Origin of the sequence: Cupriavidus sp. CuC1 (assembly GCF_044627735.1) — a bacterium.
Taxonomy (GTDB): domain Bacteria; phylum Pseudomonadota; class Gammaproteobacteria; order Burkholderiales; family Burkholderiaceae; genus Cupriavidus; species Cupriavidus ulmosensis.
On sequence record NZ_JBIUHC010000076.1, the window covers coordinates 1 to 25,513 of the forward strand.

At 63.1% G+C, this 25,513-nt stretch carries 25 protein-coding genes and 1 pseudogene; 16 read left to right on the forward strand and 10 right to left on the reverse strand.

Features of this window, described 5'->3' with window-relative positions; all coding sequences use genetic code 11:
- Positions 1-233: 233 nt before the first annotated feature.
- Together ACGLHR_RS28495 and ACGLHR_RS28500 are read right to left on the reverse strand one after the other, a co-directional pair.
- Entirely contained in the window at positions 234-2,288 is a 2,055-nt protein-coding gene (locus ACGLHR_RS28495; protein WP_400097685.1) for a phage integrase family protein, read from the reverse strand.
- Between the two features lie 219 nt (positions 2,289-2,507).
- Positions 2,508-3,563: an IS1595 family transposase gene (locus ACGLHR_RS28500; protein ID WP_400097686.1), complete on the reverse strand. Its 1,056-nt coding sequence runs from the start codon at positions 3,561-3,563 to the stop codon at positions 2,508-2,510.
- A 457-nt stretch (positions 3,564-4,020) separates the two neighbouring features.
- Between ACGLHR_RS28500 and ACGLHR_RS28505 the strand changes: the two genes are divergently transcribed.
- The gene (locus ACGLHR_RS28505; protein WP_400097688.1) at positions 4,021-4,416 is read left to right on the forward strand and encodes a hypothetical protein; all 396 of its coding nucleotides are present in this window, start codon (positions 4,021-4,023) and stop codon (positions 4,414-4,416) included.
- A 21-nt stretch (positions 4,417-4,437) separates the two neighbouring features.
- Positions 4,438-4,932 carry a hypothetical protein gene (locus ACGLHR_RS28510; protein ID WP_400097689.1) on the forward strand — a complete coding sequence of 165 codons (495 nt, stop codon included), beginning with the start codon at positions 4,438-4,440 and terminating at the stop codon, positions 4,930-4,932.
- 329 nt (positions 4,933-5,261) lie between these two features.
- Here the strand turns inward: ACGLHR_RS28510 and ACGLHR_RS28515 are convergent, their stop codons facing one another.
- Positions 5,262-5,669: an RES family NAD+ phosphorylase gene (locus ACGLHR_RS28515; RefSeq protein ID WP_400097691.1), complete on the reverse strand. Its 408-nt coding sequence runs from the start codon at positions 5,667-5,669 to the stop codon at positions 5,262-5,264.
- Between the two features lie 9 nt (positions 5,670-5,678).
- A complete protein-coding gene (locus ACGLHR_RS28520; protein WP_400097693.1) occupies positions 5,679-5,912 on the reverse strand; it encodes a helix-turn-helix domain-containing protein in 234 nt (77 codons plus the stop codon).
- Between the two features lie 94 nt (positions 5,913-6,006).
- Here ACGLHR_RS28520 and ACGLHR_RS28525 point away from each other — a divergent pair, with 94 nt between their 5' ends.
- From ACGLHR_RS28525 to ACGLHR_RS28535, 3 genes are all read left to right on the forward strand, one after another.
- A complete protein-coding gene (locus tag ACGLHR_RS28525) occupies positions 6,007-6,348 on the forward strand; it encodes a hypothetical protein (protein ID WP_400097695.1) in 342 nt (113 codons plus the stop codon).
- 74 nt (positions 6,349-6,422) lie between these two features.
- Complete coding sequence (locus tag ACGLHR_RS28530) at positions 6,423-6,941, forward strand: HAD domain-containing protein (RefSeq protein ID WP_400097697.1); 519 nt, start codon at positions 6,423-6,425, stop codon at positions 6,939-6,941.
- A gap of 267 nt (positions 6,942-7,208) precedes the next feature.
- Positions 7,209-7,472: a hypothetical protein gene (locus ACGLHR_RS28535; RefSeq protein WP_400097699.1), complete on the forward strand. Its 264-nt coding sequence runs from the start codon at positions 7,209-7,211 to the stop codon at positions 7,470-7,472.
- Between the two features lie 263 nt (positions 7,473-7,735).
- Here ACGLHR_RS28535 and ACGLHR_RS28540 read toward each other — a convergent pair whose 3' ends face one another.
- The 4 genes and pseudogenes from ACGLHR_RS28540 to ACGLHR_RS28555 all read right to left on the reverse strand — a co-directional run bounded on the left by ACGLHR_RS28540 (position 7,736) and on the right by ACGLHR_RS28555 (position 11,750).
- Positions 7,736-8,827 (reverse strand): alpha/beta fold hydrolase, encoded by a 1,092-nt coding sequence (locus ACGLHR_RS28540; RefSeq protein ID WP_400097701.1) that lies wholly within the window; start codon positions 8,825-8,827, stop codon positions 7,736-7,738.
- A gap of 428 nt (positions 8,828-9,255) precedes the next feature.
- Positions 9,256-9,468 (reverse strand): tripartite tricarboxylate transporter substrate-binding protein, encoded by a 213-nt coding sequence (locus ACGLHR_RS28545; RefSeq protein WP_400097702.1) that lies wholly within the window; start codon positions 9,466-9,468, stop codon positions 9,256-9,258.
- Positions 9,469-9,800: 332 nt separating this feature from the next.
- Positions 9,801-10,446 (reverse strand): annotated as a pseudogene (locus tag ACGLHR_RS28550) (IS630 family transposase); the annotation flags it as partial.
- A 410-nt stretch (positions 10,447-10,856) separates the two neighbouring features.
- Positions 10,857-11,750 carry a LysR family transcriptional regulator gene (locus ACGLHR_RS28555; RefSeq protein ID WP_400097704.1) on the reverse strand — a complete coding sequence of 298 codons (894 nt, stop codon included), beginning with the start codon at positions 11,748-11,750 and terminating at the stop codon, positions 10,857-10,859.
- Between the two features lie 127 nt (positions 11,751-11,877).
- Between ACGLHR_RS28555 and ACGLHR_RS28560 the strand changes: the two genes are divergently transcribed.
- The 4 genes from ACGLHR_RS28560 (at position 11,878) to ACGLHR_RS28575 (ending at position 14,870) form a co-directional block, all read left to right on the forward strand.
- Positions 11,878-12,855, forward strand: coding sequence for an aldo/keto reductase (locus ACGLHR_RS28560; protein WP_400097705.1), 978 nt, complete (start codon positions 11,878-11,880; stop codon positions 12,853-12,855).
- Between the two features lie 84 nt (positions 12,856-12,939).
- Positions 12,940-13,713: an SDR family oxidoreductase gene (locus ACGLHR_RS28565; protein ID WP_400097706.1), complete on the forward strand. Its 774-nt coding sequence runs from the start codon at positions 12,940-12,942 to the stop codon at positions 13,711-13,713.
- A 13-nt stretch (positions 13,714-13,726) separates the two neighbouring features.
- Positions 13,727-14,041, forward strand: a complete 315-nt coding sequence (locus tag ACGLHR_RS28570; protein ID WP_400097708.1) for a putative quinol monooxygenase — start codon at positions 13,727-13,729, stop codon at positions 14,039-14,041.
- A gap of 115 nt (positions 14,042-14,156) precedes the next feature.
- On the forward strand, positions 14,157-14,870 hold the full coding sequence (locus ACGLHR_RS28575; RefSeq protein ID WP_400097710.1) for a carboxymuconolactone decarboxylase family protein: 714 nt from the start codon (positions 14,157-14,159) through the stop codon (positions 14,868-14,870).
- A 163-nt stretch (positions 14,871-15,033) separates the two neighbouring features.
- On the opposite strand, the gene fabG is transcribed toward ACGLHR_RS28575, so the two are convergent.
- Both fabG and ACGLHR_RS28585 read right to left on the reverse strand, forming a co-directional pair.
- The gene (gene fabG / locus ACGLHR_RS28580) at positions 15,034-15,783 is read right to left on the reverse strand and encodes a 3-oxoacyl-ACP reductase FabG (protein WP_400097712.1); all 750 of its coding nucleotides are present in this window, start codon (positions 15,781-15,783) and stop codon (positions 15,034-15,036) included.
- Between the two features lie 314 nt (positions 15,784-16,097).
- Positions 16,098-17,264, reverse strand: a complete 1,167-nt coding sequence (locus tag ACGLHR_RS28585; RefSeq protein WP_400097715.1) for an acyl-CoA dehydrogenase family protein — start codon at positions 17,262-17,264, stop codon at positions 16,098-16,100.
- 259 nt (positions 17,265-17,523) lie between these two features.
- On the opposite strand from ACGLHR_RS28585, the gene ACGLHR_RS28590 reads away from it, so the two are divergent.
- The 7 genes from ACGLHR_RS28590 (at position 17,524) to ACGLHR_RS28620 (ending at position 25,376) form a co-directional block, all read left to right on the forward strand.
- Positions 17,524-18,417 carry a MaoC/PaaZ C-terminal domain-containing protein gene (locus tag ACGLHR_RS28590; protein WP_400097717.1) on the forward strand — a complete coding sequence of 298 codons (894 nt, stop codon included), beginning with the start codon at positions 17,524-17,526 and terminating at the stop codon, positions 18,415-18,417.
- A 47-nt stretch (positions 18,418-18,464) separates the two neighbouring features.
- A complete protein-coding gene (locus ACGLHR_RS28595; RefSeq protein WP_400097719.1) occupies positions 18,465-19,769 on the forward strand; it encodes an acetyl-CoA hydrolase/transferase family protein in 1,305 nt (434 codons plus the stop codon).
- A 42-nt stretch (positions 19,770-19,811) separates the two neighbouring features.
- Entirely contained in the window at positions 19,812-21,020 is a 1,209-nt protein-coding gene (locus ACGLHR_RS28600) for an acetyl-CoA C-acetyltransferase (RefSeq protein WP_400097721.1), read from the forward strand.
- A 94-nt stretch (positions 21,021-21,114) separates the two neighbouring features.
- Positions 21,115-22,101: a Bug family tripartite tricarboxylate transporter substrate binding protein gene (locus ACGLHR_RS28605; protein WP_400097723.1), complete on the forward strand. Its 987-nt coding sequence runs from the start codon at positions 21,115-21,117 to the stop codon at positions 22,099-22,101.
- A gap of 52 nt (positions 22,102-22,153) precedes the next feature.
- Entirely contained in the window at positions 22,154-23,311 is a 1,158-nt protein-coding gene (locus tag ACGLHR_RS28610; protein WP_400097725.1) for an acyl-CoA dehydrogenase family protein, read from the forward strand.
- 96 nt (positions 23,312-23,407) lie between these two features.
- Positions 23,408-24,706, forward strand: coding sequence for a CaiB/BaiF CoA transferase family protein (locus tag ACGLHR_RS28615; RefSeq protein ID WP_400097727.1), 1,299 nt, complete (start codon positions 23,408-23,410; stop codon positions 24,704-24,706).
- A gap of 31 nt (positions 24,707-24,737) precedes the next feature.
- The gene (locus ACGLHR_RS28620; RefSeq protein ID WP_400097729.1) at positions 24,738-25,376 is read left to right on the forward strand and encodes an AraC family transcriptional regulator; all 639 of its coding nucleotides are present in this window, start codon (positions 24,738-24,740) and stop codon (positions 25,374-25,376) included.
- Positions 25,377-25,513: the final 137 nt, after the last annotated feature.

Genomic DNA, 25,513 nt, shown 5'->3' on the forward strand with positions numbered 1-25,513 from the left:
CAAATCTCCTCACGTGTCAAGACCTTGCGTTGATCAATCGCGGCCTTCTTTGCGCTGCTTAACTTGGGTGGATTGGTTCACGCCCTCCTCCTCGCGTTAAAAACCGCTTGTTTTCAGGCCTTTTCTCGATTTTCTGCCTGACGCACGGTGAGGCCCATCGCCCCATTAAGGGCGCATGGCCCCGCGCAATTTCGCCGCGGGCGCACCGACGCTCGCGTGTCCATCGCAGCCCCTCATGCCCGCTCCGCCGGCCCCCGCTGCCGCCACATTTGCTGCATTGCATCGAGCCGTCGCGCGTCCTCACTGCGCACATAAATGGTCGTCGTACCAAGTGATGCATGACCGACATTTTGCTGAATGATTTCGACCGGTACCCCATGGTCAAGGGAGTGGTTGATGTGCGTGTGGCGTAGCCAGTGGCAGCTCGCCTGGCGCAGCCGGTCGGCCACCACCGGATCGGTCGCTTCCAGCCGTGCGGCACACACCAAGAAGAAGCGCTTGAGCTGGCCGTGCACCGCGCTGCCCGTCACACCGGCATCGGCTGCGGCCCCGCCGCGCACCACGCCCAGCAGCGGCACGCCGCGCGCCTGGCGCGGATCGGCGGGTAGGCCGCGCGCCACCAGATAGTGGCCGAGCCGCTGGAGCCAGGCGTCCGGGACCGGCACCAGGCGCGTCTTGCCGCCCTTCCCCACAGTGCGCAACAGCCAGCCGGCCACCGACGTGCCATCCGCCTGTCGCAGCACGACGTACTCCAGGTCGTCGGTACGCGCCGCCACCAGTTCGGCCAGGCGCAACCCGCCGGCATGCAGCAGGTGCAAAGCCACTTGCAGGCGCAGGCTCGCGAGGCATCGCGGCAGCGCGTCGAGCGCGGCGACCACATGCTGCCAGAGCTCCTGGCTTAAGCCCCGCCCGGGGTCGGGTCCGCGCGGGAGCCGCACCGGCACGCGCACCGCCCGGAACGGGTTGCCAACCAGGTAGTTCTGGCTGACCAGAAACGCGAACAGGTTGCCGAGCACCGCGATCGCGTAGGCCGCGCTGCGGGCCGAGAGCCCCGCTTCGAACGGGTGCCAGCCGACGTGCCATCGCGGCACGTTACGGGGGCCACACCAATGAACCGGCGGTGCAAGGGGGAACGCCTGGTAGGCCACCGTGTCTTCAGCAGTCAACGAGGAGAGCGGCCGCCGGCGCTCCAGTGCGCACCACAACAGCAGGCGCTCGGCTTCCTTGCGGTAGGCCAACAACGTGTGGCTCGGGCGCGGCGGCTCGCCCGGTGGGGCCGCCACCGGCGGCGCCTTGACCGCGAGCCACGTCAGGATGGCCTGGCGGTCGTCGTCGGCGTCGATCAGGCACAGGTCCCGGCTCGCCCGAAAACGCCCCGTCCGCCCGTCGAGATCAGGCGGCAACACCAGCCGTTCCACCGGCACGAATGGCGACGGCGCCAGCGGCGCCGGGCCGGGGGGCGCCGCACGGGATGGCGCCGTGTGGGAGGTCGTCTGGGCGCCGGTCGGCACCGGCCCGGCCACGTCGAGGTCGGGCAAGGCCCCGAGCGTGCCGGCGTGGGCCGCGAGGAACTGCCGGATCGCCGCCGCCTTGCCGGCGCCGACGCCGGGTACCGTGCGCCACCAGTGCGCGTCCCCCGCCACCCGGGCGTGCAGGTCGGCCAGTGTGCGCAGGCCGTGCGCGGCCAGGCGCGCGGCGATGGCGTCGGTGAGCCAGGCCTCGCAGCCATCATCGAGCCGCACCGGCACCGCCATGGTGGCTTCCAGCGCATGGATCGCCAGCAATTGCCGGCGCAGCAGCGCGGTGCGGCGACCTTGCTGCGCGAGCGCCGTCCCGAACGCCGCCTCGTAGTCGGCGAGTTGCTCGGCTTCGCTGAACTCCTCCAGGCCCTGCGCCGCGACGAACGTCTCGAGCGTCGGCAGCGCCGAGCCCAGGGGTGCCAGATCGAGGCGCAGCAGGGTCGCGCGCCCGAACTGGCCGCCGCGCGCGGCCGCCGCGCACAGTTCCGCGCGAATCCAGCCCGTCATCCGGTGCACACGCGCGGTCCGGTCCTCGGCCTGGCCGGCGTCCTCAGCCTCGTCCCGATCCCCCACGCCAGCTTCTTCCGGCAGATAGCGGGCCCACGCGCGGCGCGGTGCGACGCCCTGCACCACCGCCCGCAGGTAGGCGAAGTGGCCGCGGTGCAGCCGCGGGCGTGTGACGACCGGCAGCCGTGACGTCAGGTCGACCCGCGCAGCGGACTCGGCCGTTGGCGCAGGGTCGGTGTCAGGGAATGGGAATGCGGGCATGGCGACCTCCACGCAAGGCGAACTCGACAGCTCGGCGGGGCGGGTCGGCCGCGGGGTTCGGCCAGGAAGTGGCGAACGGGGCAGCGGGGTCGACGACGAGGCGGCGCACGAAGCTCAGCAGCGCGCCGCGGGGTGGGGACCGGACGGGCACGGCGCGAGGGCTGCCGGTGACGTCGGTGGTTTTAGGATAGCAAAATAAGCGCGGTGTGGGGTATCCATTTAACCGGAGTCGTCACGTCTCCACGGCCGATTTTGCCGCGGGCGATCGAGACTGGGAGGATGTCCGCGTTTCCGAGGTGGCGTCGGACGCACGGCCTTGGGACTCTTCTTGTGCGTCAGGTCTTGGTAGCGCACGGGGTCATGAGCGACAGCGAGTTCCAAGATCCGGCAGAACAGCAGCCCGCGGCTGCGTGAACGTCGGCGGTTGAAGCGGAACACGAATTCGTTGAGATAGCTGGGTAAGTGCGCAGCGTCCACCGCTCCTTGGTGCGTCCCGAGCAGCCAGCGCTTTGCCAGGGATGCAATTCGATGCACGCCTGGCAACAGCGCGCCCGGGTCTTCCCCACGCGCGCGAGCTGCCCGCTGGCTGCGACGCTCATGAATGTAGCCGTTCTGCTCCAATCCCCGGTAGCCCGGCCAACCGTCGGTGACCACCGTTGCCCCTGGCTCCACGTTGGCTAACACGAACGCCTGCAGTGACTCCGTCGAGGCATTCGCAATGGGTACCATAATACGGCAGCGGCCGAGCCCGCTGGGCTGCAGGAGCTCGACTGCAATACAGGTTAATACCTTCTTGCCTTGAGCGCGTCCTCCAATCAACCCTGGCTCGATACCGCCGATGTAAGTTTCATCTACCTCTACCCTTCCACGCAGGCGTTCCCGATCGGGACGCACCAACACCGATCGCAACCGATGCAGCATGGCCCAAGCCGTCTGATAGGAACCAATCTGCAAGGTTCGCTTCAGACTCAGGGCCGAGATTCCGTCTTTGCCGCAGGCGAAGTTCCAGCAAGCAGCGAACCAAACTGTGGGTGGTGTACGAGTTCGATCGAAGATGGTCCCCGCCGTTACGGATGTCCTGCTGCCACAGTGCGTGCACATGTATCGCCCGTCTCCGAGTCGCCATCCGCCAGCTTGGCCGCAGTCCGGACAGACAAATCCGGTCGGCCAGCGCAGCCATTCCAGGTAATCCAGGCAGTCGGCATCGGACTGAAACCATGTCTGGAATTCGCCGAAGGAACGAGGGTAGTCAATGCCTGCGATTGGAAGCTCCATGCGCGAAGTGTAACTCCGGTTAAATGGATACCCCATAGCGCGGTTATCTTGCATTGGCCGCGCGCGAAATTTACAACGCCAATCGTCAGGATCAGGTCTGCCCGCTCGGCGGAATCGCCATTCGCCTCGCCTTTCCTAAAAGGTTTCCTTGGTCCCTGGTCGGAGACTTTGTTTGTCCTTCTTTGATGGGCTTCGCGGCTGCCCCAAAAGTGCTGTAACGGCCCAAGCGCTCCGGTGGCACCGCGATCCTTCGCCCCGCTTCGCTGCGTACGGCCGGCGCCGCTTCGCTTCTATCTGCACCCGCCGGTCGAAACAACGACAGAAGAGTCGTAGTCCGCTACGCGCCGGCCGCCACACTTTCGGAGGCGCTCTCCTCGGAATAGGGGTACTATCCCAGCCGTCCCCCCCCCCGCGGGTACTCAGCCCTGTGTTGCGCTCGATCCAGCAACGCGTCGACATGCTCATCATCAAACTAATGCGTAGTTCTCTGGCCTGGAATCCAGACATACACATGTTGCTGATGGCCATCGTCCCACCCGCCGGTGCCAGTGTCCTTGGCGTCGTCAGCGAATATGCCACCTACAACTATGTGATTCACTATGGATTCCGCCCCTCGTTTGAAGGCGTGCCATATCTGAAGGCAACTGTAACGCTGATCAGCTTCTTTATTCTATTCATCGGAGCGCTCGTTTTTGCCGGTATCGTTTTCCTAATTCGTTCCTTTGTGGCGCAATTTTCGATCGCAGAGAAACTGGCGGAACACATAGCTACAAGATTGTTGACGTCCGACGAAGGAAAGCGGATTCTGGCCACGAACCCACCTGCATTCGCAGGCGCTAAAAGTTTTCGTTAATTATTTGCTGGCTGGACCAGCGTGGATGATTTCGCTGGTATTCTGTTCCTACTGCGCGATCTAAACGGCTTTTTTCTATTTACTTATTTCTCATTCCCATTCCGAAATGGAAACGTGGATAAAATGATATTCTGGATTTGCTGTACGCTCTTTAGCTTTGTCTTGATATCCTGCCTAATCTGGAAAAGCCTGATCTGGCTGTATGCCACCATCGGCGCCGTCACGGCTGCTGTTGTGAGGGCCGTATTTCTGATGTTCAACGCCCCGATTTATGCCGAGTTCCTCAGAATTGTAGGTTACGGCGGCGGCATACCCGTCAAGATCTCCGAAAGGATCGAGAGCGAGAAGAAAACCTTCATAGAAGGGTATCTTCTGCTGAGAACTACCGATTCGTTTCTTCTGTACAACAAGAATACCAACCTGATTTCAGAATACTCCCCATCTGTGGCCACCGAAGTGGCTCACGCTGCAGGGGGACTCCGCCGCTTGCCATATGCATTGCCTGACGCTCGCTAGCCGTTGGTCGGAATCGCTATGCAACGAGTGGCACCACACTGCGATGGGGCAGACGTCATCTTCCCATCCAACTATCATAGCGCCCCTATCGTGATTGCATCTATGATCCTTTCCGCGCCCGCATCCACCCCGCTGCGGGCTTTTCTTCTTTGTGCGTGTCCCGCTTGCGCGCTTTTCCGCAGCGAATCGGCTGGCGGATTCCCTAACGTTGCATGGCCGCCGGTCGGCGAAAAACCGCCACCGCGCATCACCCTTAACTACGCCGAATGGTCCCATGCCCCGGTCTGAGCAGGCAAGCTCCGGGTAGGTCGGAACGCATCACGCGCGCTTTAGTCGGAACGGCAACCGCATTGCGCGCAGCTATTGGGCTCAACAGCCGACGGCTTGGGCTGCCGACAGCCCTGCAGTACGACTTTCGAGACTGTACAAAAGGCTGGCGGCCCCGCCAGTCGCAGGGAGAACCCGGCCGCCTGGGCCCCCGGCTCCGGAAAGATTGCATAGTTGAACCCTGACTCAGGCTGTACCGATTTGAAGATGATGCCGTCGAACCCCTCGTCAATCTCGAAGTGAAGAAACGGAGCCATCGCCTGGGTCAGGATGTAGTCGGATTCTTCCGAGCGAGCAGGCTGGGCGATAAGTCCGTGCAGATACTTCAGTATGACCGATGCATGTTCGCCACTCCCTATGGATCTGCCCGCGCGTCGCAATGGTGGGAAAGGTTCAAAGCCGAGTCGCATGGCCCAGTGTCACCACCAGTCAAAGCTCTGAAAAAACGACGCAGGTTCCGCGCCAAGGGCATGGAGCCAATCACTCACCTCGACGACATCTAGGCGCCGCTCCAATACCTCCACCTTCGCGACATACGATTGAGGTTTTCCCAGATGCTCTGCAAGTGCTTTTTGGGTCATCTTGCGTTCTACTCTGACCCTTCGAAGTTCCGAAATGACCGCCGCATATCGCTGTGAGTGAATGGTTTTCATCACGTGATGCGACCATCTATTCCAAAAACTCCCAAAACAGGATAATTTGGGCATAGGATCCTTCACCCTACGTTTTCCCGGAGATCGCTTCTTTATGAGTTCCCGCAGCGTGCGCAGAAAAGCTGTGGCCGACGGCCGCAGATCAGTCAAGGCCGAGTTGACGGTTCACACTGGCAACGACAAGGTAGAGTTGGAGGTGCTGAAGTTCGGCTTGCACGTTGCATTGGATCAAGCCGATGTCGTACAAGCAGTGTTTTTCGAGGACTCGAAGAAACTCGAGATCGGTTTGAAAGAAGGCAGCAAGGTCACCTTGAGTTGCACCTTTGAGGGTGCACAACAGCTCGCTGTGAACCTACTACCCGAGGAACGCGACAGCGACTTCCTGGTTCACACCGTAGATGGCGATCGATTTTGCGCATGGGATGATCTGCGTTGACGCTGACACCTGCATGTTGCCCCAAGCAAATTTACCTTAACAAGCCGGCCGCGGCCTGGGCCTTGGCGAGACGAATGATCCTATTTCTCGACTATGACGGAGTACTTCATCCTGACAGTGTCTATCTTGTGAGGGGAAGGCCGGTACTGCAAGAAGAGGGCCACCTCTTCATGTGGGCACCGGTTCTCGAGGAGTTGCTGACGCCTTATCCCAAGCTCAATATCGTGCTCTCCACCTCGTGGGTGCGTATGCTCGGTTTCGGTAGAGCAAGGGACTATTTGCCTGCCGGCCTTAGGCATCGCGTGATTGGCGGTACATGGCATTCGGCGATGGGCCGCCAAAGCGAGGGAGCTCATCGTGTCGAGTGCAACTGGTTTGTAGAGGCTTCACGTTTCGGCCAAATATCCAGGTATCGGTCGCGGGCTGGAAGTCGCGCAGCGAGATGGCTAGCGATTGACGATGACGCCGATGGATGGGAAGAGGAACTCCGCAGCCACCTCGTTGAGACGGATGGCGACATTGGCCTTTCAAGCCAATCGGCGCAGCAAGAATTGGCGCAGAAGTTGAGCTGGCTAGCAAGTCTGGAGCAGTAGATCTCCTCCTTGTCGCTTCGAATCGGAGCCGGGGCATGGCCCGCCTTCAGCCTTAGTGTGGGTGTTGCCAGTATGGCAAGGCGAGATTCGCTCGCGCTGGAAGGGCCGGTCCGGAGCAGACGCATGGGAGGAAAGCTCGGTTGCAACGAGCAAGGCTGGACAACATCGCTTATCTCGCAGCCAGAAATGAAAAAATTGATCGACGCCTTTGGATAGCAGCGCACTGTCGCTGCAGAAACAGGGCGAACGGCTCTCGACTCCGCTCTGATGGCAGCGGCCGAGCAGCCCGATCCATTTCGGGCAAAGTTTCGACAAGCAATCAGCGAAGTCGTCGCGCACGTTGTGCGAGACCGAGAGCCCCTGATCATGGTGATCGCGGATCTCGGCCTGGAGGCTGAGGCCGCAATCCAGCTCAAGGAAATGGTCAAGGGAGATCTCTCGAGGCTTGGGGAACACAACTTTTCGCGCTATCGGCTCAGAATGAAAGAAGTGCAGCTGTGGCTCGCCGACGGTAGGCCTGAGGGCGATTGATCATAGTGCCGGCCTGCGTCGCCATCGAGCGGTAGCACCCGCAGGCTGCCCAGGCCTCGCTGCAAAGCCCTTCTTTGCCACGCCGAAGCGCGCCTCAGCCGCCGCTGCGCGGCGCCACTCGCCGATGAAGGCCGGACCGGCCAAGCCGCAGCGGTGCGCGACGTCAGCGCGTCACTGTGACTCGTCGTCACTCGTGGGTTGACGATGCTATCCTCCGGCCGGTGATGGCGAGTCCATCATAGGCTCGACGGAACCGGCTGGTGTCAGCGCGCGTCGAGACCGAAACGGGCCAAGAAGGCGGACAGCAAATCCGCCACCTGCAGGTTGTTCAGGTCTGAAAACATGAAATGCGAGTTCCCGCTCAGCCCCGCGTCGGGCAGCAGGAGCAGGCTCGCCTGGCCGCCGCGCCGATTCAAGGCATCGATGAACATCGGCGCGGTGATCACCTGCGCGCGCCGCCCGTCGGCAAGAAGGTCGGAAATCGGCTGCTTCGGGATGTTGTCACCGTAGACCACCTCGATTGGCACTGTCGCCAGCTTCGCGAACTCCTGCTGGGCAATTGGCGCGCCGGCATCCTGGGTTTCCTGGTATAGGGGGATCGGCGGGGGCACCTCTCCCTGCGGGAATACAAAACCAGGTTCGTAGCTCACGATGCCCTTCACGTTGGGCGAGCGCGCGCCGGCGAGCCATCCGTACTGGCCTGAGGCCGAATGCGTCACCAGCACCGCCGGGCCGATCTTCTCGAGCAGGGCCACCAGGGCGCCGCTGATCACCTGCGGGTCGTCCGAGACCAGCGGCCGCACGTGCTGGAGAAACTGGTCGACCGCGTTCATCGGGAAGGCCTGCACCGGGAACACCTCGGGGTACTTCGGGCCCAAGCGCCAGCGGTTCCAGGCATGTTCGCGTCCGGGCGTGAACGTCGTTCCGGGGACGACCTGCTGTTTGTCGTCGAGCTTGCCCATCGATCCAGTGAAGCTCGGAAAGCCGGAGCGGCCGCCGCGCGGCAAGTCGACGATGTAGACCGGGAAGCCCCGGCGCAGGAAGATGGTCTGGAAGCCTTCGCGGCCGTCGGGCGTGCTTTCCCAGACGCGCCCTGTACCCCCAGCGCCGTGCACCAACACGAGCGGCAGCTTGCGCGCATTCAGCGGGATCTGGTACTGCACGTACATCTGGTCGATCCAGAAGGTCTGCCCCGCGCCGGAAGGATAAGGCAATGCGTCGGGATCGAAGGTCCCGGCGGCAGTCACCTGCCGGCCGCCGACGAAGAAGCTGCCCTGGCGTTCGATGGTGATGGGCTCGCCGGACGAGCCTGGCGGGGAGTTGGCGCAGTCGGCCGCATCAAGGATTGCGGTCATGACTGTCGCGCGTAGATAGTCGCCAGGATCAAACGCATCCGCGGGCAGTCGCCCGTTACCGTGCGGCGCTCGACAATTCCTCGTTCATATAGCTCATCGTCCAAATAGTTCATCGCATCGTCTCGATCTTAGGAAATGAGGGTAGGCGGTACGGTAGTTGCGCGTTCGCGTTAAACGTCGTCAGGTTGTCCATCTTGCCCGGCTCACGCTCGCTTGCTATGTTATCCGCCCGCGCCATGTTGAAAGGTTCTGATAGCCGCTCTTAGTCCTGCTTCTGGCATTGACCACGCCCTGCTCTGCGAAGGTCGGGACATCCGATAGGCCTGGATGCCGCGTGGGCGACGAATCGGCCAGAGCTCGCACCTTTCCACCCTTGATGTAACCAATGCTGGTGGCGCAAACATCAAAGATCATGTCCACACGCCCGCTCACACGGCCATGGCAGCCGCATTGCCTTTATAGGGCGCGTGCAACACATCCAGGCCGGCCCGCCGCAAAAAAATGGAGGCTCCAATTTGAGTCCCGGAGCCGGTTCCTCCCGACGCAAAGGTCATCTCCTTGGGATTCGCCTTCGCGCGGGCGATGAAATCCGAAGGCGTCCTGTCGGGCTGTTTGGCACCTACAACCATCAAGAGCGGCATAGCGTTGTCTTCCTCTCATGTGTTGCGAAGCAGTAACGATCACGAGTGCCATCCCCCGGAAAAGCCGAAGGTCTCCCACCAGACTAGGTCAGCCGATTGCATTCAGACGGCAAGTATATTGCATGGAGACGTGTGTCATCTTTGCGATTTACGGCAAACACCTTGCTATGCAGAACTATCGCCCGTCGAGATCCATCCATAGTGGAGAATTCTCTCAAATGGCTTCAGATACAGAGGCAGAGACTGGTTCCAACATCAATTTCCACTTCGCAACAAGGATACATCCCGAAAATGTGAAATTTATTTAAGGCAATGCTGATTACTAATAAGTCAGAAATATGGCGGACAGATGGATGCCTGAAGAATGAGCGCACGAGCTTCGAGTTCCGCCCAATTTGTGCAAACTGCTCGTGAATTCGCAGGCCCAGCCTTTCGCCTCTTTGCAAAGGGCAGCGCGCGACGCCGTTGCGCTTGACGTGACTCCACGCCAACTCTTCCGGATTGAAGGTCCGGTGCGTAACCGGGCAGGAAATGCAAGGTCAGTTTGCCCTGCGTGCTGGCGACGTCGTCCTTGACGATGGCTTTCTTATGCGCTGGCAATCCGTCGACGATCAAATGTACCGCCTTCTTTCGATTGAACATCAGCTTCCTGAGCAGCGTGACGAACAACTCGCCGCTGAGCCCCGCCTTCGTACATTGCAAACCAGAAGGCACCCTTCGAATTGACGGCGGACGCCGCGCTCATGCTTTGCCGCTGGCCGGCCGCTTGACCACGGGCGTTTCGCCGAGCGGCGCCCGGGTCTTGCCATGCACCGAGTCAGCTCGAAAGCCCGATTCGTCCCAAAAGAAGATATCCGCCTACTGTTTACGGGCCTGCCTGGCAATGGCCGGATACGTGTCATGCCGCCAGCGATCGATTGCCTCCGGGTCGCGCCGGTAAGCGCGCTGCAGCGGCTTTTGCGGCATTAGGTTCAGACGTCGGTTAACCCAGCATCCTGAGACCCTGCTTTCGGTGCAGGCTGGATTATTCCAAGCCGATAGATTGCTAAGGACAGGGTGCACGGATCTCATCGAGGCTGCGGGCATGCTTCGGCTCTCGCCCACTAGGCAAGCCGGATACATGCGTGCAGACCACTTCTCATCACCAAAAGAGGCTTGCAAATGGCGTCGGGTCCATACATGCACGAAATCAAAGCTACCCCAAGGTTGGTAATCATCGCATCCTAGGCCAAGGCCGCCGGTGGGCAGGGTGGCCCTCCTAAATAGTCGATCACGAGTGCCCGCCTTGCAGAGCGCCGAACCGCCGCGCCAGGCCCTTCTCGGACATGCGAGCGTTGGCAATCGAACGGCCGAATCGGGCCGATGAGCGGCCATTTGGCTCTGAACCCTCAACTGGGATACCGGAGGGTATTGATCACCAAAGAAAACGCCGGCAGCGATTGCCGTCGGCTCGGATAATAGAGGTGGTAGCCGGGGCCAACGGGACACCAGTCTTCAAGTACCTGCACCAACCTTCCCTCAGCGACGTGCTGTTGCACGACGTCTTCCGGCAGGTACGCCAGCCCGTACCCTTCCAAAGCCGCCGTAAGTATCTGCGGCGAGGTATTGAAGATCATCTGTCCTTTTACCTGGACGTGCAGTTCCCTGCCGCCCTTGGCGAACTCCCACGCGTAAAGACCTCCGTAGGTGGGAAGTCGGAGATTGGCGCAACTGTGGGCAGTGAGATCCTGCGGCGTAACGGGCTTCTCCCGATCGGCAAAATAGGAGGGCGAGCCAACAACGACAAACCGAAAATCCGGCGAGATCCGGACGGCTACCATGTCCTTGGCCACCTGGTCGCCAAGGCGCACTCCGGCATCGTGGCGCTCGGCCACAATGTCAATCAGGCCATAGCTGACTGTGATCTCGATAACGAGCTCGGGATACTTCGGCAGCAACTTGGAAAGCTTTGGCCACAGGATCGTGTAGGCCGCATGGTCGTGGGTGTTGATCCGGATGGTACCCGCAACCCTTTCGCGAAGTCCGCTTAGCTCGTCAAGTTCGGATTCGATGCCCTCGTAATGGGGGCGAATTCTTTCGAGCAGCCGTTGGCCTGCTTCCGTAGGGGTCACTCCGCGCGTGGTGCGCGACAAAAGGCGGACCCCCAACTTCTCTTCCAGGCCTCGAATCGTGTGGCTGAGGGCAGACTGAGTAACGCCTCGTTGCGCGGCTGCGCGGGTGAAGCTGCCTTCATTCGCTACTGCCAGGAACGCCCCTAGCTGGTTCAGATCGATCCGAGTCATTCATGAATCTCTCTCATGTCGGTTAGCTAATTTTATCCCCTACCCTCATGTTGCTGCCAGGATTATCTTTGCACTTCAACTTGGCCAGCCATCCCCCCTGGCCCTACCCGTACATGAGGAGCGAACCATGAAGAAACGCATATTGGGAAGTGGTCTTGAGGTGTCGGCTATCGGCCTTGGCTGCATGGGCCTGACTTTCGGCTATGGTCCGGCCACCGACACGTCGGAGGCCATCAGCCTCATCCGCGCCGCCTTCGAACGCGGCGTGACCTTCTTCGACTCCGCAGAAGCTTACGGCGCAGCGAACGAGGAGATGGTTGGCGAGGCGGTTGCCCCGTTCCGCGACAAAGTTGTCGTGGCGACCAAGTTCGGGTTCAAGGACGGCGATGCAAAGGCCGGCCTGGACAGTCGTCCCGAGCGGATCCGGCTGGTGGCGGAGCAGTCGCTCAAGCGCCTCAAGACCGACGTCATCGACCTGTTCTATCAGCACCGTGTCGATCCCAACGTGCCGATTGAAGACGTGGCCGGCGCGGTCAAAGACCTCATCGCACAAGGCAAGGTGCGGCATTTTGGCATGTCGGAAGCCGGCGTCGAAATGATCCGGCGTGCGCACGCCGTCCAGCCGCTGACTGCGCTGCAGAGCGAGTACTCGATGTTCACGCGCGATCCCGAAGCCGACATCCTGCCGGTGCTCGAGGAACTGGGGATCGGCTTCGTGCCGTTCAGTCCGCTTGGGAAGGGTTTTCTGACCGGCAAGATCGATGACAGCACCACGTTCAAGAAAGGCGACATCCGCAATACCTTGCCGCGCTTTGCGGACGAGGCGCGGCAGGCCAATGCAAACCTGGTCGGACTGATCGGCGAGATTGCCAAGCGCAAACAGGCGACCCCTGCGCAGATCGCGTTGGCATGGTTGCTTGCCCAAAAGCCGTGGATCGTGCCCATTCCGGGCACCACGAAGCTGCACCGCCTTGAAGAGAATGTCGGCGGTGCCGATGTCGAGCTAACGTCAGATGATTTGCGCGAGCTAGGCGACGTGCTGGCGAGCGTACCGGTGCAGGGCGCGCGGTACACCCCCCAGATGATGAAGACGGTCAACCGCTGATCCGATCGATCGGCAGCGGGTGGCCGTGACCTGGCGTCTCCGCCGTCCGCTGCGAAAGCAGCAGTACTTGCAAGGAATCAGATCGTGAACACACAGATCCTGAAGGGGCGCGTCGCCCTTGTGACAGGCGGGACGACGGGCCTCGGCTTTGGCGCGACCAAACGGCTGATTAAACAGGGCGCGTTCGTTTACATCACGGGGAGGCGGCAGAACGCGCTCGACGAGGCTGTGGCCAAACTCGGCTCTTCGGTCACCGCAATCCAAGCGGATGCCACCAGCAAAAGCGACATGCTGCGCGTTGCCGAAACGATCAAGGCGGAGCATGGCCAGCTCGACATCCTCTTCGCCAATGCCGGCGGTGGCCACGCGACGCCGCTCGAGCAGTTGACCGAAGAGCAGATAGACAGCGAACTCAGCATCAACATCAAGGGCGTCGTTCTGACAATGCAAAGCATGCTCGACGTGCTGCGCGATGGTGCCTCGGTTGTCCTGAATGCCTCGATTACTGCGGATATGGGCCTGCCGGGCTTCGCAGTCTATGCCGCCACCAAGGCGGCCGTGCGCTCGCTCGCACGAAGCTGGACTACAGACCTCAAGCGTCGCAACATCCGGGTTAACACGATCAGCCCCGGCGTAGTGCCGACCGAGGGCTACAGCAGCGAACAGAAAATGAGCGACGAGGACATCGCCGCTTATATCGAGCGCGTGTCCACCGAAATCCCGGCCGGTCGCGTGGGAACGGCAGAGGACATCGCCGACGCACTCGTTTTTTTAGCATCCGATGCCAGCAGCTACATCCGCGGTATCGATCTCGTCGTCGACGGCGGCATGACCCGCGTCTACGCGGGCAGGAATTAGAAGGAGCAGAAATATGGAAACTGTCAAGTCGGACGAGCGGCACATTATCTGCATCGTGCGCGCCAAGACGCCGAACCGTGGCAAGGTAAAGGCACTTCTCCTCGACCTGGTGGCCCCGGCGCGCGCGGAAGAGGGCTGCCTCTATTACGACATCAACCAGGAATTGAATGACCCCGACACGTTCTACATTGTTGATGGCTGGGCGTCCGAAGCAGCAGTCACTGCGCACGTCGTCCATCCGAATGTGCCGAAAGTGGTCGAGCAACTGCTGCCACTATTGGACTGTCCCTTGAGGGTGATTACGAGCAGTCGCGTCAGTGAGCCGTGAAGGTAACAACGATCCGATCGAGACCATGACCACGAGATTTAGCCAACGGTTACTTCCAAAGCGAAGATATGAGGCTGGCCCTGGTCGAAAGCAACCCTAAATGGAGCCATCTACAGTGACAGAGACAAACTCCTATCCAGCGATAGAGCTGGACGACGTGCGGGCGGTATCGCCGGCACTAGCGCGATACACCCAAGATGCACTCAGAGACCTGTGGCAGCGCCCAGCCTTGTCACCCCGCGATCGCAGCCTGGTCACCGTTGCTTCGCTGATCGCCCGGTCGCAGCCAATCGAGCTGGCGACCCATATCAAGCTGGCGCTGGACAACGGTGTCACGCCGGCGGAGCTTTCGGAAACGATCACTCATCTGGCATTCTATTCGGGGTGGGCCAATGCTAGCGCAGTTGTCGCGATTGCGGACGACATCTTCGCCGAGCGCGGGATCCGACAGGATCAGCTTCCCAGCGCATCGGTCGAGCTGCTTCCGATCGACGAATTGGTCGAGGCACGTCGCGCGGCTACTGTCGATCAGTTGATTGGCACTGCCTTTCCGATGCTCGCGCGATATACGACCGATGTCCTGTTCCGTGACCTGTGGCTCCGACCAGGCCTCGCGCCGCGCGACCGAAGCCTGGTAACCGTGGCTGCGTTGGTGACGTCCGGCCAAGCCGCGCAAATTACCTTTCACGTGAACAAAGCCATGGACAATGGTCTCACCCAAGAGCAAGCGGCAGAAGTCATCACGCACCTCGCCTTCTATGCCGGGTGGCCCAATGCCATGTCCGCTGCAGTGGTTGCCAAGGATGTCTTCGAGAAGCGTGCTGGCTGAGCGCACAACTGCTCCCGAATCAGTGCCTCAAAGCCCAGAGTCTCGCCCACGCCGAGATCTCCGATAGGCTGAAATACGGTCTTGGCAGCGATACTTAGACGGGAGCAACGCCACAAAACGGCACAAATCCTTCCAGAGGCGCTGGCATCAATCGATGCCTGGCTCAGCCGAAGCGTCCCCCGCTCACATGCAGCACCTCGCCAGTGATAAAGCCCGCGCGCTCCGAGGCCAGGAACGCGACCGCGTCGGCGATATCCCCCGGACGACCCACGCGCTTGATCGGCTGCATCTGCACTGCACGCTCCTTGATGGTTTCGTACGTCGGCAACGCCTGCACCATCTCCGTCTCGATGAAGCCTGGTGCAACGCAGTTCACGGTGACGCCATAGCGCCCTTCCTCGATTGCCAGCGCCTTCGCCATGCCGATGAGCCCCGCCTTGGCGGCTGAGTAGTTGGCCTGCGTGGGATTGCCAAAGTGCGCGCGCGAGCTGATGTTGATGACGCGGCCCCAGCCTTGTTCGATGAAATGCGGCATCACTGCCCGGCTTGCCAAGAACGCCCCCTTGAGCATGACCTCCATGACGAGGTCCCAGTCTTCCTCGCTCATCTTCACCAGAAACTTGTCCCGCGGGAAACCGGCGTTGTTGACCAAGATATGTACCCCGCCGAACTGCGCAATCGTTTCTTCCACCAGACGGTGCACATCCTGAGCCTTGGTGATGTCAGCGATCACGCAATGGGCTTGCAGGCCATCGGCACGCAGCGCTGCGGCGGTCTCTTCCGCCCGCTCGCGCAGTATGTCTGTCACTACCACGCGCGCGCCCTCTTCGGCCAGCCGGCGAGCCGTTTCCGCACCAAGGCCTCGCGCCGACCCGGTAACGATGGCGACACGCTCTTTGATTTGCAAATCCATTTCCATTCCTCTCGTTAAGCCGTAGCGGCGGAAGCCGTCGCGGCGCGCTCCCTTTCTAACCGACCGCCGTGCTGCTGTCCGCAACGCATTGACGGACCAAGTCGGTCATGCGACGTCCGCTGTCCTTTGAAGCAGTATGGTGTGTCGGCCGCCAAACTATCAGCGCGATGAAGTTCGCAAAATTGCGGGAGGTCCGGTGCGGATACCGCCATGACGGTGGACGCTGCCTGGGCCAGAGCTCCTCATCCGATTGCGCACAGCCGAAGCGGGTGGGGAAAAAGCACCAGCCCTGCACGGCTTTCGCCAGTCGCCTGTCAGAACGACCGCGGCAGGCCCAGGATGTGTTCGGCGACGAAGGCGTAGATCAGGTTGGTGGAGATCGGCGCCACCTGGTACAGCCGCGTCTCCCGGAACTTGCGCTCCACGTCATATTCGCAGGCAAAACCAAAGCCGCCGTGGAACTGCAGGCAGGCATTGCCGGCCTCCCAGCTGGCCTTGGCCGCCAGGTACTTGGCCATATTGGCCTGTGCGCCCATGGGCTCGTGCTTGTCGAACAGCTCACAGGCTTTCCAGCGCATCAGGTTTGCCGCTTCCAGCTCGATGAAGGATTCGGCAATCGGGAACTGCACCCCCTGGTTCTGGCCGATGGGGCGGCCGAAGACCTCGCGTTCCTTGACATACTTGGTCACGCGGTCCATGAACCAGTAGCCGTCGCCAATGCATTCGGCGGCAATCAGGGTGCGCTCGGCGTTCAGGCCGTCGAGGATGTACTTGAAGCCCTTCCCCTCTTCACCAATCAGGTTTTCTTCGGGGATTTCCAGGTCCTCGAAGAACAGCTCATTGGTCTCGTGGTTGACCATGTTGGGGATGGGGCGCACGGTCAGGCCCTTCTTCTGCGCCTCGTGCAGGTCCACCATGAAGATGGACATCCCTTCGCTCTTCTTCTTCACCTCGGCCAGGGGCGTGGTGCGCGCCAGCAGGATCATGAAGTCGCTGTGCTGGACGCGGCTGATCCAGACCTTCTGGCCGTTGACGACGTAGCGTCCGTCCTTCTTGACCGCCGAGGTCTTGATCTTGGTGGTATCCGTGCCGGTGGTGGGCTCGGTCACGCCCATTGACTGCAGGCGCCATTCCCCCGAGGCAATCTTCGGCAGATATTTTTCCTTCTGTGCCGTGGAGCCGTGCCGCAGCAACGTTCCCATGTTGTACATCTGGCCGTGGCAGGCGCCGGAATTGCCGCCGCAGCGGTTGATCTCCTCCATGATGACCGAAGCTTCGGTCAGGCCCAGGCCGGAGCCGCCGTATTCCTGGGGGACCAGGGCTGCGAGCCAGCCCGCGTCTGTCAGCGCATTGACGAAGGCCTCGGGATAGGCGCGCTGCTCATCCACCTTGCGGAAGTACTCGTCGGGAAACTCCGCGCAAAGCGCGCGGACGGCATCGCGGATTTCTTGAAAGTTGTTCGATTGGGTCTGTTCGATCATGGCGCGTGTCTGACGTTCAGTCTTTGGCGGACGGCCGCCTCCTCGTGATAGCCGCCATAGTCGCGGCGTTTGGTAAGTTGGGCAATCAGCCATTACGAAAGCGCGCCTTCCACTGAGGTTAAGACGCGGCCGGGGTCAGGTCCCGGGTCCCCGTTTTCGCAATCGCCAAAGTCCACCATTGGCATTGTCAAATAGCGCAAAGTCCGCTTTGGCGACATGCTCTGGGCTATCTCCTGACGACGACATAGGAACAAAGGACATGGCAGTCAGCTACCAGCACCTCAAGCAACGACCATTCGCCCCCGTTCGCCAGCGCTACACCGAGCGCGACAGCATGCTGTATGCGCTTAGCCTGGGGCTGGGCAACGATCCGCTGGAAGCGACTGCCCTGCCCTTTGTGTTCGAAGGCGCCGCTGGCGGGTTGCGCACCCTGCCCGCGCAAGCGGTAGTACTGGGCTACCCGGGCTTCTGGGCGCGCGAGGCGGATACCGGCATCGACTGGGTCAAGCTGCTGCACGGCGAGCAGCGCATGCGCCTGCATCGCCCGTTGCCGGCCAGCGCGGACATCGTCGGCCACAATCGCATCACCCACCTGACTGACAAAGGGGAAGGCAAAGGCGCCATCATGGTCACCGAGCGACGCCTGGAAACGGCGGAGGGCGAACTGCTGGCGACAGTGCAGCAGGTGACATTCCTGCGCGGGGACGGCGGCTACAGCCAGCTGGATGGCGGCCAGCCCAGCGACGCGCCGCTGCCTGCGCTGCGCCCGACGCCGGAAGACCGTGCGCCCGACTTCACCGACACCCAGGCGATCCGCCCCGAGGCCGCGCTGCTGTACCGGCTGATGGGCGACTTCAACCCCCTGCACGCCGACCCGGCGGTCGCCAGGGCGGCGGGGTTCGAGCGCCCCATCCTGCACGGGCTGGCAAGCTACGGCCTGGTGGCGCATGCACTGGTACGCCAATGCGCGGCGTACGACCCGGCCAGGCTGCGCGCGCTGGACATCCGCTTTGCTGCCCCCGTGTTTCCCGGCGAAACCCTGCTCACCGAAATCTGGCGCATGCCGGAGAACCCGTCCCACTATCAGCTGCGCGCAAAGGTGCTGGAGCGCGACAAGGTCGTGCTTAGCCACGGCTGGGCCGAAATTGGCTGAACCGACATAGCCCCGCCTGACTGCCAACTGACTGTTGCCCCGTGGACATGCACACCCTAGCCTCCCGACTGCAAGCCTTGATCCGCCCCGGAGACCATCTCTGGTGGGGACAAGCGACCGCCGAGCCGCTGACGCTGACGCGCGCGCTGGTGGAACACCGCCACGCGATCGCGCAGGGAGGACGGCTCAGTGTCTTTGTCGGCATCGGGCAGTCGGACACATTGCAGCCGGCCCAGGCCGACGTGCTCGACTTCTTCGGCTATGCCGCCAGCGGCCCGCACCGCCAACTGGCCAAGGCCGGCGTGCTGGACATCGTGCCCAGCCACTATTCGCACCTGCCAGGGCTGATTCGCCAGGGCACGCTGCGGGCGGACGTGGTGCTGGTGCAGGTATCGCCCGCCGACGAACAGGGGCGCTACAGCCTGGGCCTGGTGCATGAGTACATTCCCGCGGCGCTCGACCGGGCCCGCGTCGTCATCGCCGAGGTGAACCCCGAGGTGCCATGGACCCACGGCAGCCGCTTGCTCACCGCGGACGATATCGACCTGCAGGTCGAAGCGCTGCACCTGCCAATCAGCCTTGACCGCGGCGCGCCCGGGCTGGCCGAGCAGGCCATCGCCCGCCACATTGCCGGCTGGGTGGAGGATGGCGCCACCTTGCAGATGGGCATCGGCAACCTGCCCGAGGCCGTAGTGGCGGCGCTGCATGGCCACCGCGACCTGGGACTGCACAGTGGTGCCGTCGGCGACGGCATTGCAGCGCTGGCCGAAGCCGGCGTGCTGACCAACGCGCGCAAGAGCATTGATGCGGGCGTCGGCATCGCCGGCATCCTGATGGGCAGCGAACGGCTGCGGCGCTGGGCTCACCGCAATCCGCAGCTGCAGCTGCGCGAGACCAGCTATACCCATCACCCCGAGGTGCTTGCCAGCATCGACAAGCTGACCGCCATCAATTCCGCCATCGAGGTCGACCTCACCGGCCAGGTGAACGCCGAAGTCGCCGCCGGCGTCTATGTCGGTGCCGTCGGCGGCGCCGTGGACTTCCTGCGCGGCGCTGCGCGCAGTCGCGGCGGGCTGCCCATCGTCGCCCTGCCGGCGACCGCCAAGGGCGCGAGCCGCATCGTGGCGCAATTGTCCGGCCCGGTGAGCACGCCCCGCTCGGACGCGGGCCTGATCGTCACCGAGCACGGCGTGGCGGACCTGCGGGGGCAGACGCTCTCGCAGCGCGTGCGCCGCATGCTGGACATTGCCGCCCCCCAGCACCGCGAGGACCTGGAGCGCCAGGCCCACGCCCTGCTGCGCCAGTGCGGCGCGGTCTTCGTCGCCCTGCCAGGGCAAACACTGACCGACTGATCTTTTTTGCTTACCCCCAAACAGAGTTCCAAGGAGACTTCCATGCGCAGAGCTGCAATCGTCACTCCCCTCCGCACGCCCGTCGGCACCTTCGGCGGCAGCCTGCGCCCGGTGCCCGTCGAGGAACTGGCCGCGACCGCCGTGCGCGCCGTCGTGGAACGCAGCGGCATCGACCCCGCGCGTATCGATGACGTGGTCTTTGCCCAGTCCTACGCCAACAGCGAGGTGCCCTGCGTCGGCCGCTGGGCCGCGCTGCAGGCCGGCCTGCCGGTCGAGGTGCCTGGCATGCAACTGGACCGCCGCTGCGGCGGCGGCCTGCAGGCCATCGTCACGGCCTCGATGATGGTGCAAAGCGGCGCCGCCGACGTGGTGATCGCCGGCGGCGTCGAGAGCATGAGCAACATTGAGTACTACACCACGGATATGCGTTGGGGATCGCGTTCGGGCAACGTGCGCTTCTATGACCGCCTCGACCGCGGCCGCGAACGCTCGCAGCCGGTCGAGCGCTTCGGCAAGATCTCCGGGATGATCGAGACGGCCGAGAACCTGGCGCGCGACTACGGCATCAGCCGCGAGGAGGCCGATGCCTTCGCTGCCCGCAGCCACGAACGCGCTGCGGCGGCCTGGGAGGCCGGCCGCTTCGATGCCGAGGTCGTCCCCGTGCAGGTGCCGCAGCGCAAGGGCGATCCGGTGCAGTTTGCGCGCGACGAGGGTTTCCGCGCGGATACCACGCGTGAAAGCCTGGGCAAGCTGCGCACGTTGATGCCGAACGGTACCGTCACTGCCGGCAACGCCAGCCAGCAGAACGACGCCTCGGCCGCCTGCCTGATCGTGGCCGAGGACAAGCTGGCCGAGCTGGGCCTCACCCCCATGGCCACGCTGGTGGGCTGGGCGGCAGCGGGCTGCGAGCCCTCGCATATGGGCATCGGCCCGGTGCCCGCAGTGAAAAAGCTGCTGGCGCGCCTGAACCTGACGCTCGACCAGATGGACCTGGTGGAGCTGAATGAAGCCTTCGCCTGCCAGGTACTGGCCGTGCTCAAGGGCTGGGAATGGCATGACCAGGATGCGATCGAGCACAAGCTCAACGTGAACGGCTCGGGCATCTCGCTGGGCCATCCGATCGGCGCCACCGGCGTGCGCATCCTGGCCACGCTGCTGCACGAACTGCAGCGCCGTAGCGGCCGCTATGGCCTGGAAACGATGTGCATTGGCGGTGGCCAGGGCATCGCCGCAGTCTTTGAACGCTACTGAGCAGCGCCAGCCTTCATTCCCGAGCACAGTTCAGCCCCCGCACCCTGTGGCCGCGGGGGATGCGCCTGCCATTTGCATTACGTAGGAGAGTACCTTGATTTTCACCTCACGCCGCCATTTCGTGCTGGCCAGCCTGGCCCTGTGCGGCGCAACGTTGGCTGCCGCGTCCGCCACGGCACAGCCCAGCAGCCAGCCGGTTCGCCTCGTGGTCGGCTACGCCGCCGGCGGCCCCGCCGACCAGGCCGCGCGCCTGTTCGCCCTGGCACTGGGCAAGACGCTCAACGCCAACGTCATTGTCGACAACAAGCCCGGCGCCAATGCGACGCTGGCCGGCTATGAAGTGGCACGCGCCAAGCCCGATGGCGCCACGCTATGGTTTGCCGCCAGCGCGGCGCTGACGGTCGCGCCCAACATCATGAAGAGCCTGCCGTACGACCCAGCCAGGGATCTTACGCCGGTCGCACCGGTGGCCCGCTACTACAACATGCTGGTAGCCAACGTCAAAGAGCCCTTCAAAGGTACCCAGGACCTGGTTGCCTACGCCAAGGCGCACCCTGGCAAGCTCAGCTACGGTTCTTCGGGCGTCGGCAGCTCCAACCACGTCGCCATGGCCCTGTTCGCCAGGCAGGCGCAGGTCGAGCTGAACCACATTCCCTACAAGGGCAACGCCCCGGCCATGACCGACACCATCGGTGGCCAGATCGACCTGATGTTCGACATCATCAGCACCGCCAGCTCCTATGTGCAGAGCGGCAAGGTCAAGCCCATCGCCGTGGGCTCTCCCAAGCGCAGTCCGTCGCTGCCCGGTGTGCCCACCTTCCGCGAGTCCGGGATTGCCGGCCTCAAAGAATACGAAGCGGGCGGCTGGTACGCCATCTATGCGCCCAAGGGCGCGACGCCCGATCTGACCCAGAAGCTGGCCACGGCGGTGCGGCAGGCCGTGGAGGACGCGGAGCTCAAGAAACGCTATGCCGAGCTCGGCTATGAGCAGTGGAGCGGCACCACGCAGGATGTCCTGAACACCGCCGCGCGTGAGCGGACGCAGTGGGCCAGCGTGCTCAAGGGTGTCACGCTGGACTGAGCATATCGCCGACACCGACCCGACCCCGACCCGATATTTAGGAAGACCTGACATGATCCGCGATAACGACACCCTGGAAGCCTTGCTCGACAGCGTGCGCCGCTTTGTACGCGAGCGCCTGGTACCCGCGGAGGCGCTCGTCGCCGAGACCGACGAAATCCCGCAGGACATCGTGCAGGACATGCGCGAGATGGGCCTGTTCGGCATGACCATTCCTGAGCGCTTCGGCGGCCTGGAACTGACCATGGAGGAAGAGGTGCGCGTGGTCATGGAGCTGTGCCAGACCTCGCCGGCCTTCCGCTCACTGCTGGGCACGACCGTGGGCATTGGCTCGCAGGGCATTCTCATGGATGGCACGCCGGAGCAGCAGGCCGCCTGGCTGCCGCGGCTGGCCACTGGTGAAACCCTGGCCTCCTTCGCGCTGACCGAACCGGACGCCGGCTCGGACGCCGGCTCGCTGCGCACTACGGCGATCAAGGATGGCGACCACTATGTGGTCAACGGCACCAAGCGTTTCATCACCAACGCGCCGCAGGCCGGCATGTTCACGCTGATGGCGCGAACGAATCCCGAGATCAAGGGATCGGCCGGTGTATCGGCGTTCATCGTCGATGCGAAGACACCGGGTATCAGCTTCGGCAAGCGCGACATGAAAATGGGACAGAAAGGCGCGCACACCTGTGACGTGATCTTCGAGAACGTGCGCGTGCCGGCCGCCAACCTGATCGGCCTGAAGGAAGGCCAGGGCTTCAAGACGGCGATGAAAGTGCTCGACAAGGGCCGCTTGCACATCGCCGCGGTCAGCGTCGGGGTGGCCAAGCGCGTCCTTCGTGACGCCCTGAACTATTCGCTGGAGCGCCAGCAGTTCGGCCAGCCGATCTGTGAGTTCCAACTGATCCAGGCCATGCTGGCCGACAGCCAGGCCGAGCTCTATGCCGCAGAATGCATGGTGATCGACGCCGCGCGCCGCCGCGACGACGGCAGGAACGTCTCCACCGAGGCCTCGTGCTGCAAGATGTTCGCCACGGAAATGGTGGGCCGCGTGGCGGACCGCGCGGTACAGATCCTCGGCGGCTCCGGCTATATCTCCGGGTTCGGCATCGAACGCTTCTACCGCGACGTGCGCCTGTTCCGCCTCTATGAGGGCACGACGCAGATCCAGCAGGTGATCATTGCCCGAAACATGATCCGCGAAGCGCGCGGCTCCTAGGCGTTGCGCCGCCACCCCCTCACGAACCTGCCCTCCATCCCCTGCGCCACTGCCCGTCCCCAGGACGGGCAGCCTGACGTGACTGCCTGCCCTGCCATGACAGAATCCCCCGCTACGCCGACTGCAGACCTTCCCTCCCCTTCCCCGCGCACCGGCGCCCTGAGCCACCTGCGGGTGCTCGATCTCTCGCGCGTGCTGGCCGGCCCGTGGTCTACCCAGAACCTGGCGGACATGGGCGCCGACGTGATCAAGATCGAAAAGCCTGGCGAAGGCGACGATACCCGCCATTGGGGCCCGCCGTTCCTGGCGGACGAGGCCGGCGCGCCCACCCGGCAAGCCTGCTATTTCACCGCCTGCAACCGCAACAAGCGCTCGGTCACCGTGGACATGTCCACACTGGAGGGGCAAGCGCTGATCCGAGAGCTGGCCCAGCAGAGCGACGTGGTGGTGGAGAACTTCAAGACCGGCGGCCTCAAGCGCTACGGGCTGGACTATGACAGCCTGAGCGCGCTCAACCCGCGCCTCGTCTACTGCTCGGTGACGGGCTTTGGCCACACCGGCCCCTACGCGTCGCGCCCCGGCTACGACTTGCTGATCCAGGCCATGAGCGGCCTGATGAGCATCACCGGCCAGGCCGACGGAGAACCCGGCGGGGGCCCGATGAAGGTAGGGGTGGCGGTGATCGACCTCTTCACCGGCATGTACGCCACCACCGCCATCCTGAGCGCACTCGAAGCGCGCCACTTCACCGGCCGGGGCCAGCATATCGACATCGCCCTGCTGGATGTAGCGATGGCGGTGCTGGCCAACCAGGGCGCCGGCTTCCTGAACGCCGGCGACGTCCCCCGGCGCCAGGGGAATATCCACCCAAGCGTGGTGCCCTACCAGGACTTCCCCACCGCCGATGGCAGTATGCTGCTGGCCATCGGCAACGACGGGCAATTCGCGCGCTTCTGCGAAGCCGCCGGCGTGGATTGGGCGCGGGACGAACGCTATGCCACCAACACCGGCCGCGTCAACCATCGAAAGGCGCTGATCTCGATGATGATGGAGCTCACGCGCACCAGGCCGACGGCGGAATGGATCACGCTGCTGGAAGCCAATTCCGTGCCTTGCGGCCCGATCAACAACATTGCCCAGGCCTATGCCGACCCTCACGTCCAGCACCGGGGCCTGCGCATCGAGCAGGAGCGCTATCCGGGAGCAAAGCCGCCCGCCGGGGAGTCTGTGAATCAGGTGGTCACCGCGGCCAGCCCGCTGCGCCTGTCGGAAACACCGCCCACGCTGCGCTATGCCCCGCCAGCCCTGGGCCAGCACACGGATGAGGTGCTGCGCGACTACCTGAAGCTCAGTCCGCAGCAACTGGAAGCATTGCGCGCCCGGCGCGTAGTGTAAGCCGCCAGGCCGCATCGAACTCGCCTCAGCCATGCGCGTCCAGCTGCAGTCCGGTTCGCACGTCCACCTGTCGCGGCTGGTGCCGGCCTTCCCGCTATTGATCACGGCGACACAGGGAAAGACGCGGGTCAGGCGGCGCGGCTTCGAGCGCGTCATGGTTCCGGGCCATCGCGTCGTTGTCGCGCCGTTCGAGGCGATCGACCTGTACCTGGATGGCGGTGCAGCCCAGCCGGCAGGCTGCAGCTTTGAAATCCAGTTCCAACCCGGCTGCGTGTCCGAGCCGTCCCTGCACCAGCGTCTGTCACAGCGTGTGTTTGTCCAGCCTCAGCACACGTGGACCGCGGCCTTCATCGCTGACCTGTTGCATGCTTCGCCAGCGCAGGTTCGCCGCACGCTGTTCTCGGAAGGCGCCGCGTTGACTGAGCTGTGCCGTACCCAACGGCTGATGCGCGCGCTGTTCGAAGTCCTGAACGATGGCATCGGCGCTGAGGAACTGAAGCGCCGCATCGGCTGGTCGCCTTGCAGCGACCTGGAGGCCGCCTTCTATGACTGGTTCGGCCTGTCGCTGCGCGCGCTCCGGCGGCTGGCAACCGGGCGGGCTACCGGCTCCGTCGTCACGGGACGTGCCGCTGCCTTCCTGCCACAATGGCTCGAACAGCAACTCGCCTGAATTTGCCGGCATGAGGCGGCCAGCGTCTCGGATCACCCTGCTCCCGCGCTGGCAACCCGCTTTCGGCAACCAAGAAATCCACCTTTGCCGATTACCGATTGCACCGCATTTCCGGTGCACATACACTGGCGTCGTTC

Excerpts from the sequence above, each read along its gene's own strand:
- ACGLHR_RS28495 (WP_400097685.1), bottom strand. The coding sequence starts at position 2,288 with ATGCCCGCATTCCCATTCCCTGACACCGACCCTGCGCCAACGGCCGAG.
- ACGLHR_RS28500 (WP_400097686.1), bottom strand. The coding sequence starts at position 3,563 with ATGGAGCTTCCAATCGCAGGCATTGACTACCCTCGTTCCTTCGGCGAA.
- ACGLHR_RS28505 (WP_400097688.1), top strand. The coding sequence starts at position 4,021 with ATGCTCATCATCAAACTAATGCGTAGTTCTCTGGCCTGGAATCCAGAC.
- ACGLHR_RS28515 (WP_400097691.1), bottom strand. The coding sequence starts at position 5,669 with ATGCGACTCGGCTTTGAACCTTTCCCACCATTGCGACGCGCGGGCAGA.
- ACGLHR_RS28520 (WP_400097693.1), bottom strand. The coding sequence starts at position 5,912 with ATGAAAACCATTCACTCACAGCGATATGCGGCGGTCATTTCGGAACTT.
- ACGLHR_RS28525 (WP_400097695.1), top strand. The coding sequence starts at position 6,007 with ATGAGTTCCCGCAGCGTGCGCAGAAAAGCTGTGGCCGACGGCCGCAGA.
- ACGLHR_RS28530 (WP_400097697.1), top strand. The coding sequence starts at position 6,423 with ATGATCCTATTTCTCGACTATGACGGAGTACTTCATCCTGACAGTGTC.
- ACGLHR_RS28535 (WP_400097699.1), top strand. The coding sequence starts at position 7,209 with ATGGCAGCGGCCGAGCAGCCCGATCCATTTCGGGCAAAGTTTCGACAA.
- ACGLHR_RS28540 (WP_400097701.1), bottom strand. The coding sequence starts at position 8,827 with ATGACCGCAATCCTTGATGCGGCCGACTGCGCCAACTCCCCGCCAGGC.
- ACGLHR_RS28545 (WP_400097702.1), bottom strand. The coding sequence starts at position 9,468 with ATGCCGCTCTTGATGGTTGTAGGTGCCAAACAGCCCGACAGGACGCCT.
- ACGLHR_RS28555 (WP_400097704.1), bottom strand. The coding sequence starts at position 11,750 with ATGACTCGGATCGATCTGAACCAGCTAGGGGCGTTCCTGGCAGTAGCG.
- ACGLHR_RS28560 (WP_400097705.1), top strand. The coding sequence starts at position 11,878 with ATGAAGAAACGCATATTGGGAAGTGGTCTTGAGGTGTCGGCTATCGGC.
- ACGLHR_RS28570 (WP_400097708.1), top strand. The coding sequence starts at position 13,727 with ATGGAAACTGTCAAGTCGGACGAGCGGCACATTATCTGCATCGTGCGC.
- fabG (WP_400097712.1), bottom strand. The coding sequence starts at position 15,783 with ATGGATTTGCAAATCAAAGAGCGTGTCGCCATCGTTACCGGGTCGGCG.
- ACGLHR_RS28585 (WP_400097715.1), bottom strand. The coding sequence starts at position 17,264 with ATGATCGAACAGACCCAATCGAACAACTTTCAAGAAATCCGCGATGCC.
- ACGLHR_RS28590 (WP_400097717.1), top strand. The coding sequence starts at position 17,524 with ATGGCAGTCAGCTACCAGCACCTCAAGCAACGACCATTCGCCCCCGTT.
- ACGLHR_RS28595 (WP_400097719.1), top strand. The coding sequence starts at position 18,465 with ATGCACACCCTAGCCTCCCGACTGCAAGCCTTGATCCGCCCCGGAGAC.
- ACGLHR_RS28600 (WP_400097721.1), top strand. The coding sequence starts at position 19,812 with ATGCGCAGAGCTGCAATCGTCACTCCCCTCCGCACGCCCGTCGGCACC.
- ACGLHR_RS28610 (WP_400097725.1), top strand. The coding sequence starts at position 22,154 with ATGATCCGCGATAACGACACCCTGGAAGCCTTGCTCGACAGCGTGCGC.
- ACGLHR_RS28615 (WP_400097727.1), top strand. The coding sequence starts at position 23,408 with ATGACAGAATCCCCCGCTACGCCGACTGCAGACCTTCCCTCCCCTTCC.
- ACGLHR_RS28620 (WP_400097729.1), top strand. The coding sequence starts at position 24,738 with ATGCGCGTCCAGCTGCAGTCCGGTTCGCACGTCCACCTGTCGCGGCTG.